General features: G+C 73.2%; 14 protein-coding genes. 11 read left to right on the forward strand and 3 right to left on the reverse strand.

The window, feature by feature from the left end:
- Positions 1-353: 353 nt before the first annotated feature.
- Positions 354-1,166: an NAD(P)H-binding protein gene (locus ESG85_RS30525; RefSeq protein ID WP_128984399.1), complete on the reverse strand. Its 813-nt coding sequence runs from the start codon at positions 1,164-1,166 to the stop codon at positions 354-356.
- A gap of 151 nt (positions 1,167-1,317) precedes the next feature.
- Between ESG85_RS30525 and ESG85_RS30530 the strand changes: the two genes are divergently transcribed.
- The 6 genes from ESG85_RS30530 (at position 1,318) to ESG85_RS30555 (ending at position 5,873) form a co-directional block, all read left to right on the forward strand.
- A complete protein-coding gene (locus ESG85_RS30530; protein WP_128984400.1) occupies positions 1,318-1,722 on the forward strand; it encodes a winged helix-turn-helix transcriptional regulator in 405 nt (134 codons plus the stop codon).
- Complete coding sequence (locus ESG85_RS30535) at positions 1,719-2,978, forward strand: DUF2786 domain-containing protein (protein ID WP_246095424.1); 1,260 nt, start codon at positions 1,719-1,721, stop codon at positions 2,976-2,978. Before ESG85_RS30530 ends, ESG85_RS30535 begins: the two co-directional genes overlap by 4 nt.
- Positions 2,979-3,066: 88 nt before the next feature.
- Entirely contained in the window at positions 3,067-3,669 is a 603-nt protein-coding gene (locus tag ESG85_RS35195; protein WP_164986356.1) for a hypothetical protein, read from the forward strand.
- Positions 3,670-3,731: 62 nt separating this feature from the next.
- Positions 3,732-4,628: a SigE family RNA polymerase sigma factor gene (locus ESG85_RS37075; protein WP_425471299.1), complete on the forward strand. Its 897-nt coding sequence runs from the start codon at positions 3,732-3,734 to the stop codon at positions 4,626-4,628.
- Positions 4,625-5,422 carry a hypothetical protein gene (locus ESG85_RS30550; RefSeq protein ID WP_128984401.1) on the forward strand — a complete coding sequence of 266 codons (798 nt, stop codon included), beginning with the start codon at positions 4,625-4,627 and terminating at the stop codon, positions 5,420-5,422. Before ESG85_RS37075 ends, ESG85_RS30550 begins: the two co-directional genes overlap by 4 nt.
- Before the next feature lie 238 nt (positions 5,423-5,660).
- Positions 5,661-5,873, forward strand: a complete 213-nt coding sequence (locus tag ESG85_RS30555) for a DUF397 domain-containing protein (RefSeq protein ID WP_164986359.1) — start codon at positions 5,661-5,663, stop codon at positions 5,871-5,873.
- 147 nt (positions 5,874-6,020) lie between these two features.
- Here the strand turns inward: ESG85_RS30555 and ESG85_RS30560 are convergent, their stop codons facing one another.
- Positions 6,021-6,536 carry an ATP-binding protein gene (locus ESG85_RS30560; protein WP_128984403.1) on the reverse strand — a complete coding sequence of 172 codons (516 nt, stop codon included), beginning with the start codon at positions 6,534-6,536 and terminating at the stop codon, positions 6,021-6,023.
- Positions 6,537-6,860: 324 nt separating this feature from the next.
- Between ESG85_RS30560 and ESG85_RS30565 the strand changes: the two genes are divergently transcribed.
- The 5 genes from ESG85_RS30565 (at position 6,861) to ESG85_RS30585 (ending at position 12,342) form a co-directional block, all read left to right on the forward strand.
- A complete protein-coding gene (locus tag ESG85_RS30565; RefSeq protein WP_128984404.1) occupies positions 6,861-7,733 on the forward strand; it encodes a helix-turn-helix domain-containing protein in 873 nt (290 codons plus the stop codon).
- A 93-nt stretch (positions 7,734-7,826) separates the two neighbouring features.
- Entirely contained in the window at positions 7,827-9,323 is a 1,497-nt protein-coding gene (locus tag ESG85_RS30570) for an aldehyde dehydrogenase family protein (RefSeq protein ID WP_128984405.1), read from the forward strand.
- A 278-nt stretch (positions 9,324-9,601) separates the two neighbouring features.
- Positions 9,602-10,147 carry a DinB family protein gene (locus ESG85_RS30575; RefSeq protein ID WP_128984406.1) on the forward strand — a complete coding sequence of 182 codons (546 nt, stop codon included), beginning with the start codon at positions 9,602-9,604 and terminating at the stop codon, positions 10,145-10,147.
- An 83-nt stretch (positions 10,148-10,230) separates the two neighbouring features.
- Positions 10,231-10,884 carry a PadR family transcriptional regulator gene (locus ESG85_RS30580; protein ID WP_128984407.1) on the forward strand — a complete coding sequence of 218 codons (654 nt, stop codon included), beginning with the start codon at positions 10,231-10,233 and terminating at the stop codon, positions 10,882-10,884.
- Between the two features lie 213 nt (positions 10,885-11,097).
- On the forward strand, positions 11,098-12,342 hold the full coding sequence (locus ESG85_RS30585) for an exo-alpha-sialidase (RefSeq protein ID WP_246095426.1): 1,245 nt from the start codon (positions 11,098-11,100) through the stop codon (positions 12,340-12,342).
- A 116-nt stretch (positions 12,343-12,458) separates the two neighbouring features.
- On the opposite strand, the gene gad is transcribed toward ESG85_RS30585, so the two are convergent.
- Entirely contained in the window at positions 12,459-13,874 is a 1,416-nt protein-coding gene (gad, locus tag ESG85_RS30590) for a glutamate decarboxylase (protein WP_128984408.1), read from the reverse strand.
- Positions 13,875-13,886 lie beyond the last annotated feature (12 nt).

A 13,886-nucleotide genomic window follows, 5' to 3' on the forward strand; every position in this document is an offset into this window, starting at 1 on the left:
CCCGTCCCGTCCCGACTTCCCAGCCTCACCCCTGCGCGCCCCGACCGCCACGCGGGAGACGCGGCGCTCCCACGGCCCCGGCCTCCGCCCCTCGGGCGGCGGTCCGGTGTCCACAGGCTGTGGACGGTCGAGCGGCGCCCCGCGAGTCGGCGCCGCCGGAGACCACGGGCCCGTACCCGAGCCCGGCAAGATCCAGAGGAGACGAGAGGAGACGAGACGAGACGAGACGAGAGGAGACGACCTAAGACGCCTGCCCCAAGGCGCTGGCCCCAAGGCGCCTGCCCCAAGGCGCCGGCCCCAAGGCGCTGGCCCCAAGGCGCCGACCCCAAGACGCCCGCCCCAAGGCGCCCGCCCTAAGACGCCCGCACCGCCGCCACGAACACCTCCAGCGCGTCCTGCGGCTCGCGCCCGAGCAGGGCGCGCAGGTCGCTCTTCACGCCGCTGCCGTCCATGAAGCCGAACGCGATCGCCGAATACGTGCTCGCCAGCATCGGCACCTGGAAGGGCTCCGCTCCCGACGCCGCGACGGCGGCACGGGCCTCCGCGAGCGTCACCGGCTCGTACGTGGTGCCCAGCGCCTCCGCCAGTTCGGCGCCGCTCAGCGCGCGGTCGCCGACCAGCTCGTACACGCGGCCCGCGTGCGGCGCCGGGTCCGTGGCGACGGAGACGGCGACGTCGGCGAGGTCGGCGCGGGCGACGACGGCGAGCGCGCCCTCGCCGAGCGGGCCGGTGATCCGGTTGTCGGCGTCGGGAGCGGCGATCCAGGTCAGGAGCTCGGCGTAGAGGCCGTTGCGCAGGATCGTCCAGTCCAGCGAGGACCGCCGGAGCCGCCGCTCGGTCCAGCGGTGCGCCAGCGCGTACGTGACGTGGTCGCCGTCGCCGGAGAGGCTGGTGTAGACGACGTGGCGCACGCCGGCCGCCTCGGCGGCGGATATCGCCGCCTCGTGGCGGGCGACGACCACGTCGTCCTCCCCGTAGCCGGCCGAGATCAGCAGCAGCGTGTCGATGCCGGCGAAGGCCCCGGGCAGCGTCGACGGGTCGTCGAAGTCGACGTGCCGGGTGCCCGGCAGGCCGGCCCGGGTGCCGAGGACGACGTCGTCGCGTCCGGCGACCCGCTCCGCGACGAGCGAGCCGAGAGCGCCGGAGACTCCGGTGACGAGCAGCATGGTTTCCCCCTGAGGAACGAGAATGGACGGCGTCGGGCGCCCACGAGCGGCGCCCACGAGCCGGCGCCCACGAGCGGGTGCCGGCAAGTGCGGGCAAGGTGCCTGGGACCATCGTGTCGACACGGGCGCGATCTTGGAAGGAGGCACATTGATGTCGGAGGGTCACACCGGTGTAACCGCCGCCACCCCGGCGGAGCCGATCGTCAGCTGCGCCGAGGAATGCGGCGTACGGGACGTCCAGGACCGCCTCGGTGACCGCTGGACGGTCCACGTGGTCGTCGAACTGGCGGCGGGGCCACGGCGGTTCAAGGAGCTCCAGCGGCTCGTCGACGGCGTGTCGCAGCGCATGCTGACCTTCACGCTGCGCCGCCTGGAGCGCGACGGGCTCGTCAGGCGTGAGGTGTTCCCGACCACGCCGCCGCAGGTCGAGTACTCGCTCACCGCGACCGGGCACAGCATGACGCACCTGATCAAGCAGCTGGTCGACTGGTCCCTCGACCACCGCGCCGCCATCACCCGCTCCCGCGAGGAGTGGGACGCGAGGCACCCGGCATGAGCGCCACCGACCCGGCGGGCACGGTCGCGGAGGCGCTGAAGGCGCTGTACGACGACGCCGGCGCCACCCGCCCGGAACCCGGCAGCGGCAGGCAGGGTAAGAGCAGCAAGGCCGGCAAGGCCGGTAGGTCAGGGCGTCGCAGGCCCCGTCCGGCCGCCGCCGTCCACCGCCTCGACGCCGCCGACCACCGCCTCGATGCCGCTGCCTCCCGCCTCGCCGCGGACCCCTCCGCCGACGCCGAACTCACCCGTAGCGGCGAGGAGTTCGTCCGCACCCTGTGGGCCCGGGGCTGGCAGCCCGCCGACCTCGTCCGCATGGCCCGGCGCGAACTCGCCGACGAGCACGTACGGTTGCTGACCTCGCTCGTCCGGTCGGAGACCGCGCGGTACGAACGCCTCCCGCACCGCTGGCAGGCGCAGCTCGACGCGCTGGACACCGAGGGGTGGACGGCGCCCGACCGCTTCACGTACGCGACCGCCGTCCTGGAGCTGTACCGGCTGCTCGTACGGCTGCCGCGCCTCGACGCCGTCGGCGCCGTACCCGGCGAGGCGCTGCCGCCGGCCACCGCCGGCGAGCCGAAACTGCTCACCAGGATCAGGGCGCTGCTCGCGAAGGCCGAGGCGACGACGTACGCGGAGGAGGCCGAGGCCCTGACCGCGAAGGCGCAGGAGCTGATGGCCCGGCACAGCCTCGACGAGGCGAGCCTCGCCTCGGGAGCCCCGGCGCCGGAGACGCCTGGCGCGATCCGGATCGGCGTGGATCCGCCGTACGAGCAGGCGAAGGCGATCCTGCTGGACGCGGTGGCGACCGCGAACCACTGCCGGGCGGTGTGGAACGACGCCTACGGCTTCTCCACGGTCGTCGGCTTCGAGGCGGACCTCGACCCGGTCGAACTCCTCTACACCTCGCTGCTCGTGCAGGGCACGGCCGCGATGACCCGCGCGGAGGCCGAGCAGCGGGCGGCCGGCCGCAACCGCACCAAGTCCTTCCGGCAGTCCTTCCTGCTCGCCTACGCGAACCGCCTCGGGGCCCGGCTCGCGGCGACCACCCGGCGCGTCGCCGCCGAGACGCCGACCCTGCTCCCGGCGCTCGCCTCCCGCGAGGTGGCGGTCACGGCCCGCACCGACGAACTCTTCCCGGAGACCCGCACCACCCGCGTCCGCGCCGCCTGGGACGAGGCGGGCTGGGACCACGGCACCACCGCGGCGAACCGCGCGGGCCTCGGCCCCCGCCCGAAGGGCGGGATCGAGCGCTGAGACTTCTCCGTGCCGCGTGTCATCCGGCCGCCGCCCGGGCGGAGTTGAGAGGAGTGAGGACCGCTCACCGAACGCCAGGAGCACGCGCATGAAGAAGTACCTGCCCGCCGCGACCGCCGCAGCCGCCGTCGTGGCCGTACTCGCGGCCGCGCCCGCGACCCTCGCGGCACCCGCCGCCGCACCCTCGTCCGCCTCCGCCGCACCCTCGTCCGCCTCCGCCGCATCCGCGCCCACCGACTCCTCCGCGGTCGCCCCGTCCCCCTCCGCGCCCCGGCCCTCCGCCCGCGTCGTCGCCTCCGGCGAGCGCGTGGACGCCGGCGGCGGCTTCACCGTGTGGCTGACCGAGGAGGGCAAGTACTGGACGGGCCCGGACGGTTACGAGAACTTCCGCAGCGTCGTCGACGGCAACGTCGACCCGTCCCGCCCGGGCGTCAGCCACCAGTCGGAGGGCTCCGCCGGGGCCGGCGTGTTCCACTCCGGCCTCTACTACGGCACGAAGAAGGCCGGGAAGGTCGTCCTGACCGGCACCGACGGCACGAAGACCACGGCGGTCCTGCTCGAACTGCCCGGCCGTCCCGGCTGGGGCGTCTGGTACGCGCACACCGGGCCGGAGAACGACGGCGGCGCCGCCGTCGCGCTCTACGACCGGAAGGGGAGGCTGCTGGCCGGGCTTCCGGGCTGGAACGCCTAATCCCCGTCGTGCGTGTTCCTTTGCAGGGCCCGGCACGGGGCGGGCCCTGCACCTCCCCCTCCGTGAGCCCGAGGTCGGTCACCGTGTCGTCGTACGAGCCCTCCGAGTCCGCCGGGGCGCAGGAGTCCGCCGGCGAGGACGACGGATTCGCCGCGTTCGCCGTCGGCGCCTGGCCGCGTCTGGTGCGCACGGCCCAGCTCCTCACCGGCGACTTCCACGAGGCCGAGGACCTGGTGCAGACGACCCTGGCCAAGGTGTACGGCCGCTGGCACCGCGTGCCGCGCGGGGAGATCGACCTGTACGTGCGCCGCGCGCTGATCAACAACAACCTCAGCCGACTGCGCCGCAAGCGCGTGGTCCATCTCCTGACACCGGTGCTCCCGGAGTCGTTACGGCACGCCTCCGCGTGCCACGCGGAGGCGGTGGAGCAGCGCACCGCGCTCCTCGCGGCCCTCGCCGACCTGCCCGCCCGGCAGCGCGCCGTGATGGTGCTGCGGTACTGGGAGGACCTGAGCGAGACGGAGATCGCCGCGGTGCTGGACTGCTCGATCGGTACGGTCAAGACGCACGCCCGGCGCGGCCTCATCGCCCTGCGCTCCCATCCGGGCCTCGCCCTGCCCGATTCCGCGCCGTCGCCGGACCCGTCCCGTCCCACCGGACGGAAGACCGCCGCCGCCGCCGCGACCGCGGCGCCTTCCCCGGCGCCCACGACCTCCCCGGCGCCCCCGACCTCCCCGAACCCTCCGACCTCCCCGAACCTCCCGACCTCCCGGCACCTCCCGACCTCCCGGCACCTCCCGACCTCCCGGCACCTCCCGACTTCCCGGCACCTCCCGACTTCCCGGCACCTCCCGACTTCTCCGACTTCCTCGACCTCCCCGACTTCTCCCACCTCCCCCACCTCCCCGACCTCCCCGACTTCCTCGCACTCCCCGACCTCCGCCGGAGCCCGACGATGACCCCCGCATCAGACTCCGAACCCACCAGCGAACCGAGCTCCGCCGCCGTCTCCGACGTCGACGGCCGCCTCCGGGCCGTCTTCGCCGAGGCCGCGCACGACATCACGCCGAACCCGCTGCCACTCGCGGCCGTACGCCGGCGGGGCCGGGCGCACCGGCGCCGGCGGGCCGTGACCCTCGCGGCCCTGGCCGTGCTGTCGGTGTCCGGGGCGGCGACGGTGGCGGAGCTGTCGCTGTCGGCGCCCCGTACGGACGACCGGGCCGCGCCCGCGCCGCCCGGACCGTCCACGTCGCTCCCGGCCACGCCCGCCACACCCGCCACCGCGGTGACCGGCCGGGCCGGCGCCCCTCCGGTGACCGAGGTCCGGGTGGTGCGGCCGGGGCAGCGGGTGGACGCGGGACGGGGCTGGACGGTGTGGCTGACCGCCGAGGGCAAGCACTGGACCGGCGCGGACGGTTACGAGAACTCCCGCAGCGTGACGGACGGCAACATCGACACCGCCGTGCCGGGCATCTCGTACCAGAGCGAGGGCGACGGCACGGGCACCTTCCACTCGGGGCTGTACTACGGCACGCGTTCCGTGGGCCGGGTGGAGCTGCGCGAGGAGGACGGCCGGACGGTCCCCGCGGAGCTCCTGGAGCTTCCGGGCCGCCCCGGCTGGGGCGTCTGGTACGTGTACACGCCGGCCGCCCCGGGCGCCGGATCCCCCGATCGGGGGACCGCGGACCTGAACCTCTACGACCGTGCGGGCGGACGGATCGCCGAACTCCCCGGCATCCGTGGCAACCGATGACCCCTCACCGACCGTCAGAGTTCAGGGGAGGGTCGCGGCAGGGCGACGGTGGGAGCGTTCCCTCCGGCCCCTACCCGCGAGTAGACGCTGAGTCGCGTAGCCGCTACGCCACCCCTCGTGCACGTGCATCTGCTCATGCAGGCGCATGTGAACACAGCTATGATCCGAGGAAGTTGACACCTGCACCAATCATCTCGGGGAGCTACCAGTGCATCACGCGCATCACGCGTACAACGGCATGGCGGCCACGGAGCTTCGTGGTGTCGTGTGGCAGAAGAGCCGGCACAGCAACTCCCAGGGCGCCTGCGTGGAGTTCGCCAAGCTGCCGGGAGGGAACGTCGCCGTGCGCAACTCGCGCCACCCCGACGGGCCCGCGCTCGTCTACACGCCCGCCGAGATCGAGGCCATGCTCCTGGGGATCAAGGACGGGGAGTTCGACCACCTGGTGTGAACCGCGATCGCGAACGGAAGGGCCCCGGCGGCCGTCGCCACCGGGGCCCTTCTCCTGTCTCACCGCATCACCGCATCACCGCGTCACCAGGCGGCGCATCACCGCATCGCCGCATCACCGGCCGGCGCGTCACCGCGGCACCGCGTGCTACTCCGGACCCAGCCGGAACAGCGCCCACACCACCTTGCCCTGGAGCCTGCCCGCGAGCGGGTGCCAGCCCCAGCCGTCGCTGAACGACTCCACCAGGAACAGGCCCCGGCCCGACTCGGCGGCGAAGTCCTCGTCGTCCTTGCGGACCTCCGGGCTCTCCCGGCTGGGGTCGCGCACGGCGCACACCAGGCGCGACGCCCAGCGCATGAGGTGCAGGCGGACGGGCGGATTCAGGCCTTCCTCGTGCTCCGTCGCCGTGGCCGGATCCGCGCCCGCCGGCACGGCGTGCCGCAGGGCGTTCGTCACGAGTTCGGAGACGACGAGCGCGACGTCGTCGAAGCGGTCCGCGAGGTCCCAGCTGTCCAGTGTCTGACTGGTGAACTTCCGTGCGCCGCGCACCGCTTCGTAGCGGGGCGGGAGGGCGCAGGAGGCCGAGCTGGACACCGACGCGGGGTCGATCGGCGGAAGCCCCTGCCGTAACGGCTCGAGCATGGTCGATCCATTCGGTCCCATGCGAGGCACTCCCGGGAATCGCGGCGGTGGTGCGACAAAGGCGGTGCGACAACGGCGCGGCAGACGCGTGTGTACGCGGCTGTGCGAGCACCATGGTTCCGAATGCAACGGAGGGATGCAAGGGCAGATGCACGTGCACGCGCCGGACCTGTCCGCCCGCGACCCGATTCTGTGCATAAGTCGTCCACCGGTCGTGTGGAAGGTTGCCGGAACCAGCCCTCTATCCGTAATCGGATGTGTACGCGCTGAAGCGTTTGGTGGCAGAATCCGGGGCTCGGCGGGGGCCAGCAGTGAGAGCAGCACCGTGAAGGGGAGGCTGGAGCCGTGACGGCAGGCGAATCGAGCGGGGCGAGCGGGAGCGTGGTGCGCCGCATCCTGCTGGGCTCCCAGTTGAGGCGACTGCGCGAATCGCGTGGCATCACCCGGGAAGCCGCCGGCTATTCGATCCGTGCGTCCGAATCCAAGATCAGCCGTATGGAGTTGGGAAGGGTGAGCTTCAAGGCCAGGGACGTCGAGGACCTGCTGACGCTCTACGGCGTGCACGACGAGGCCGAACGCGGTGCCCTGCTCCGTCTGGTCCGGGAGGCCAACGTCGCGGGCTGGTGGCACAGTTACGGCGACGTGCTGCCGGGCTGGTTCCAGACGTACATCGGTCTGGAAGGCGCCGCCTCGCTCATCCGCATCTACGAAGTGCAGTTCGTCCACGGCCTGTTGCAGACCGAGGCCTACGCCCACGCCGTCGTCACCCGGGGCATGCCCGGCGCCTCGCACGCCGAGATCGAGCGGCGCGTCGCGCTCCGCCTGGAACGCCAGAAGGTCCTCGTCTCGGAGAACGCCCCGCATCTCCACGCCGTCCTCGACGAGGCCGCGCTGCGCCGCCCGTACGGAGACCGGGCCGTCATGCGGGGCCAGTTGAGGCATCTCATCGAGGTGTCCGAGCACCCCAACGTCACGCTCCAGGTGATGCCGTTCAGCTTCGGCGGCCACGCCGGCGAGAGCGGTGCCTTCTCGATGCTCAGCTTCCCCGACGACGACCTCTCCGACGTCGTGTACCTGGAGCAGCTGACCGGCGCCCTCTACCTCGACAAGCGCGAGGAGGTCGCGCAGTACGTCCGGGTGATGGAAAGGCTCCAGCAGGACAGCCCCGATCCCGCGGAAAGCCGTGATCTTCTCCGAGGTCTCCTTCAACTCTCCTGATACGTCAGTACGATGACGGGACATCAGTGTGACGGCTGTGACGCGGCAGCCGTCCGTGCCGACGTCCGCCACCGCGGGTAAGGGGTCTCGTTCATGGCTTCCTCGTCATCGTCGTCCTCGGCTTCGCCGTCCTCGGACTACTTCACCGAACTGGCGCACCAGTACATCGACGGCGAGTGGAAGCCCGGCAGCGGCTCGTGGGACATCATCGACTTCAACCCGTACACCGGGGAGAAGCTGGCGGCCATCACGGTCGCCACCGCCGCCGAGGTGGACCGCGCCTACCGGGCCGCCGAGCGCGCCCAGGCGGCCTGGGCCGAGACCAACCCGTACACCCGCCGGCTCGTGTTCGAGCGCGCGCTGCGGATCGTCGAGGAGCGCGAGGAGGAGATCGCCGAGGCGATCGTCGCCGAGCTCGGCGGCACCCGCCTCAAGGCGGCCTTCGAGCTGCACCTGGCCAAGGAGTTCCTGCGCGAGGCGATCCAGCTGGCGCTGCGCCCCGAGGGCAGCATCCTGCCCTCGCCGGTGGACGGCAAGGAGAACCGCGTCTACCGCGTCCCGGTCGGCGTCGTCGGCGTCATCTCGCCGTTCAACTTCCCCTTCCTCCTCTCGATCAAGTCGGTGGCCCCGGCGCTCGCCCTCGGCAACGCCGTCGTGCTCAAGCCCCACCAGAACACCCCGGTCTGCGGCGGCACCCTGGTCGCCAAGGTCCTGGAGGACGCCGGGCTCCCGGCCGGCCTGCTCAACGTCGTCGTCACCGACATCGCCGAGATCGGCGACACGCTCCTCACCCACCCGGTCCCCAAGGTGATCTCCTTCACCGGCTCCGACCGGACCGGCCGTCACGTCGCCACCGTCTGTGCCCAGAACTTCAAGCACGCCGTGCTCGAACTCGGCGGCAACAGCGCCCTGATCGTCCTCGACGACGCCGACGTCGACTACGCGGTGGACGCCGCCGTCTTCAGCCGTTTCGTGCACCAGGGGCAGGTCTGCATGGCCGCCAACCGGATCCTGGTGGACCGCACCCTGGAGGCGGAGTTCACCGAGAAGTTCGTCGCCAAGGTGAAGACGCTGCGGGTCGGCGACCCGGCCGACCCGGCCACCCACATCGGCCCGCTCATCAACTCCCAGCAGGCGGAGGCCGTCTCGGCGGTCGTCGAGCAGACGGTGGCGGGCGGCGCGACCGCCCTGCTGCGCGGCCCGGTCGAGGGCAGCCTGGTCTCCCCGACCGTCCTGACCGGCATCGCGGCCGACGCCCCGGTCCTCTCCCAGGAGATCTTCGGCCCGGTCGCCCTCATCGTGCCGTTCGACGGCGAGGACGAGGCCGTACGGATCGCCAACGACACCCCGTACGGCCTGAGCGGCGCCGTCCACACCGGAGACACCGAGCGGGGCGTCAGGATCGCCAAGCGCATCCACACCGGCATGATCCACATCAACGACGGCACCGTGCACGACGAGCCGATCGTGCCGTTCGGCGGCGAGAAGCACTCGGGCATCGGCCGGCTGAACGGCGAGGCGATGATCGAGGCGTTCACGACGCGGAAGTGGATCTCGATCCAGCACGGCCGCAGCCGCTTCCCGTTCTAGAGCCGGGGCGGGCCTTCCGCCGTCCTCCCGGTGTCGGCCGGCCGCCGGCCGGCTGTTGCCCAGCCGCCGGCCCGCCGTCGCCCCGGTGTCGGCCCGCCGCCGGCCCGCCGTCGCCCGGCATCGCCTCGGCATTGCGGACCGTGGTTGTCCGCAAGGGGCCGTAGCGTGATCCGGGTCGAGAAGGAAGCCCGTCCCTGACAAGGGACGCACGTGCACACGCACATGCTCACCGTGCCCGCGCGGATGCGCGGGCACGCACGCTACGGAAGGCGGCAGTCATGGTTGCTCTTGTTCCCGCGGAGAACCCCGGCGACGAGCGCGGAGCGTTCCTCAACTTCATCGAGGCCCAGCGCGCCGCGGTCGTCCGGGCGTCCTTCGGACTCACCGAGGAGCAGGCGGCGAGCCGCCCGAGCGCCAGTGAGCTCAGTCTCTCCGGCCTGGTCAAGCACGTCGCCGAGGTCGAGCTCAACTGGCTGCGGCTGGCCCAGCAGCAGCCGAACGAGCGGCAGCGGACCCAGGAGACCTGGTCCGAGGCCTTCCGGCTCCTGGACGGGGAGTCCGTCCCGGAGATCGTGGCCTTCTGGCAGGGCGTCGCGAAGGAGACGGAGGAGTTCGTCCGGAACGTGCCCAGCCTGGACGACACCTTCCCGCTGCCGCCGGCGCCCTGGTTCCCGAAGGACGGCCGCGTGTCGGTGCGCTGGATGCTGCTGCACCTCGTCCAGGAGATGGGCCGGCACGCGGGCCACGCGGACATCATCCGCGAGTCGCTCGACGGCAAGGGCTCCTTCGAGCTGATCGCGCTGGAGCAGCGCGCACAGGCCTAGTCGGAAAGCCGTGCCTGCCGCACCCCGCCGTGCCCCGGGTCGAGCCTGGTCAAGTTTGACGAGTGCCTCACTAGACTCGGGGCATGTCAGCGATCCGTCTTCTGGTCCTGGGCGCCGTCAAGATGCACGGCCGCGCCCACGGCTATCAGGTGCGCAACGACCTGGAGTACTGGGGCGCGCACGAGTGGTCCAACGCCAAGCCCGGCTCGATCTACCACGCGCTCAAGCAGATGGCGAAGCAGGGACTGCTGGCCGCGGACGAGATCGCGCCGAGCACGGCGGGCGGTCCGCCGCGGGTCGAGTACGAGATCACGGAGGCGGGCCGCGAAGAGTACCTCCGGCTGCTGCGCGAGGCGCTCTCCACGTACGACCAGCAGACGGACGTGCTGTCCTCGGCCCTCGGCTTCATGGTGGACCTGCCGCGGGCGGAGGCCGTGGAGCTGCTGCGGGCCCGGGTACGCGGCCTGGACGAGTGGCGGGCGTCGGTCACCGAGTACTACACGCCGGAGGGCGGGCCGGGGCAGCTCGGCCACATCGGCGAGATCATGCACTTCTGGGTGCACTCGGCCGACGCCGGCCGGGAGTGGACGCTGGGTCTGATCGAGCGGATCGAGGGCGGGGCGTACGTGTTCGCGGGCGAGGGCGAGCCCTTCGTGGGCGTGCTCACGGAGGGCCGGGAGAACCCGTACGCGACGGGCCCGCGCCCGGACGACGCGCGGACGAGCCAGGGCTCGTGATCCGTACACGCCGTCACCCGCGACCGGGTGCCGGCAAGGGCATGGCCTCCTGCGCCGCCGCAGGTCCACCATGAAGCCGGGACCGGGACCGGGACCGGGACCGGACCCGGGACCGAGACAAGCTCCGAGAAAGGCCCCGTGACAGGCCCAGGCCCCGGCCCCGGGACCGGAGCGGTGGCGCGCGGAAGCAGGCGCAAGGCAGGGGGAGTTGCGATGCGGAGTACCCGAACGGCCTCCTTGGCGGCCTGCGCCGCCCTGCTCCTTCCGCCGCTGCTCGCCGCCTGCACGGACTCGCCGGCCCCGCGGACTCCGCCGCCGAAGCGGCCCCCGTCCACGTCGCCGGCCGGGGACGGCCCGTTCGGGGCTCCGGCGCGGATACCGTCCGCGCCGGGGCTGCCCGGCTGGGCGCACGGCGTGGGCTTCGCCGCCGACGGCAGCGGGTTCGTGCTGCTGGTGCAGTGCGTGACGGACGAGGCCCGGCCGGCGAACGGCTTCTGCCGTCAGCAGGTCGCCGTGCTGGACCGGGGCGCGCGGTCCTGGATGCCGCGGTCGACCCCGCTGCCCGAGATACCGGCGACGCGCGGCGTCACGGCGGGGCTCACGGTCCTCGGTTCCGGGCGGGCGCTCATCGAGGACGGAGGCGGGGACGAGCCGGAGCGGACCTGGTTCACCCGGGACGGCGGCCGGACCTGGCGCGCGGTCGACCGGCGGACGGCCGGCAGGACGCCGGCGATTCCCGACGGCGGGGTCCTGACCACCGCGTGCGCGGCGCCCGAGGGCGCCGGGCCCGACGCGTGCGCCCGTGAGCGGCTGGTGGTGATCTCGCCGGAGGACGGGCGGCGCCGGGCACTGGCCGGGGCGCCGGAGCTCGGCGCGCACCCGGCACCGGCGCCCGTGGCGGAGCCCGACGGCTCCTGGTGGGTGTCCGGCGTCGACCCGGCCTCGGGGCGGGTCGCGGTCGCCGTGTCCCGGGACGCGGGCCGGAGCTGGACCGCCGGTCCGCTGCCGAGCCCCGGCGGCCGGAACGCCGCGCGGCACGTGACGGTCGTGGTCGGCCCGGACGCGGTCTACGCGGCCGAGCCGGGCGACCCGGCCGAACCGGGCGGCGGCGAGCCGGTGAGGAACCCCTTGCGGGCCCTGCACCGCTCGCTCGACGGCGGCCGCACCTGGACCCGGACGTGGACCACCGGCCCCGCGCGGGAGCCGCGCAGCCTGTCGGGCCTGCCGGTGCCGGGCCCGGGCGGCCGGGTGTGGGTGCCGGGCGACCTCCGGGCGTACGAGAGCACGGACGGCGGCCGTACCTTCCGCTCCTCCGCCCACGGCACCGCCTGGGTGCGGCGCACGGGGATCGGGCTGCTGCGGGAGGACGACCGCTGTCTGTTCCGGTCGACGCGGGACGGGGTGCGCTGGTCGGAGTTCCGGCTCGCCTGCGTGGACCCGGTCGGCGACGCCGGCTGACCCCTCGGCGCCGTACGGAGGCGCCGGGTGGGTGCGGCCCTCTGCCGGCCCGCCTCCGCGGCGCCGCCTCCCCGGCGCCGTCCCCGTGGTGGAACGAGGGCAGTGGTGGAAGGGGGTCAGTGGTGGAAGGAGGTCGCCGCCGCCTTGTCGTGGGTGAACGGGCCGGGCTGGCGGCGGAGTTCGGGGAGCAGCAGGTTCAGGTCCTCGATGAGGAGGTCGGCCAGGTCGGCGGAGAAGCCGTTGCGGCAGACCACGCGCAGCACCGACAGGTCCTCCCGGTCGGCGGGGAAGGTGTAGGCGGGGACGAGCCAGCCGCGTTCGCGCAGTCGGCGCGAGACGTCGAAGACGTCGAAGGCGGTGACGTCGGGCGCGGTGGTGAAGGCGAAGACGGGCAGCTGGTCGCCCCGGGTGAGCAGGCGGAAGTCGCCCATGGCCTCGATGCGTTCGGCGAGGCCGCGCGCGACGTCCCGGCTGGTCTGCTGGACGGTCCGGTAGCCCTCCCGGCCCAGCCGGAGGAACGTGTAGTACTGGGCGACGACCTGGGCGCCGGGCCGGGAGAAGTTGAGGGCGAAGGTGGGCATGTCGCCGCCGAGGTAGTTCACCCGGAAGACGAGCTCCTCGGGCAGTTCGGCGGGCGAGCGCCACAGTGCCCAGCCGACGCCCGGGTAGACGAGGCCGTACTTGTGGCCCGAGGTGTTGATCGAGGAGACGCGGGGGAGCCGGAAGTCCCACTCCAGGTCCTCGTCGAGGAACGGGGCGATCATCGCGCCGGAGGCGCCGTCCACGTGGACGGGGATGTCGAGGCTGGTGCGTTCCTGCAGGTCGTCGAGGGCGGCGCAGATGTCGGCGACGGGCTCGTAGGAGCCGTCGAAGGTGGAGCCGAGGACGGCGACGACGCCGATGGTGTTCTCGTCGCAGAGCGCGGCGGCGGAGGCCGCGTCGAGGTGGAAGCGGTCGCCCTGCATGGGGACGAGGCGGGCCTCGACCTCCCAGAAGTTGCAGAACTTCTCCCAGCAGACCTGCACGTTGACGCCCATCACCAGGTTGGGGCGGGCGCCGGGGTAGCGGTCGGCGTTGCGCGCGGCCCAGCGGCGCTTGAGGGCCATGCCGGCGAGCATGCAGGCCTCGCTGGAGCCGGTGGTGGAGCAGCCGACGGCGGCGGTGGGGTCGGGGGCGTGCCAGAGGTCGGCGAGCATGGCGACGCAGCGGCGTTCGAGTTCGGCGGTGCGCGGGTACTCGTCCTTGTCGATCATGTTCTTGTCGCGGCACTCGGCCATGAGCACCCCGGCCTGCGGCTCCATCCAGGTGGTGACGAAGGTGGCCAGGTTGAGGCGGGAGTTGCCGTCGAGCATCAGCTCGTCGTGGACGATCTGGTAGGCGCTCATCGGCGGCAGCGGCCCGTCCGGCAGGCGGTGCCGCGGCGGCGCCTCGGTCATGCCGCCGACCGGGTTGGCCTCGCCGTAGAAGGGGTTGAAGGCGAGGCGCCGGGCGGGCGCGGACTCCTGCTCGTGGGGACCTTTGTGCAGTGCCACGGGGTTTCCTTC

Origin of the sequence: Streptomyces roseicoloratus, from assembly GCF_004117935.1 — a bacterium.
GTDB classification, from domain to species: domain Bacteria; phylum Actinomycetota; class Actinomycetes; order Streptomycetales; family Streptomycetaceae; genus Streptomyces; species Streptomyces roseicoloratus.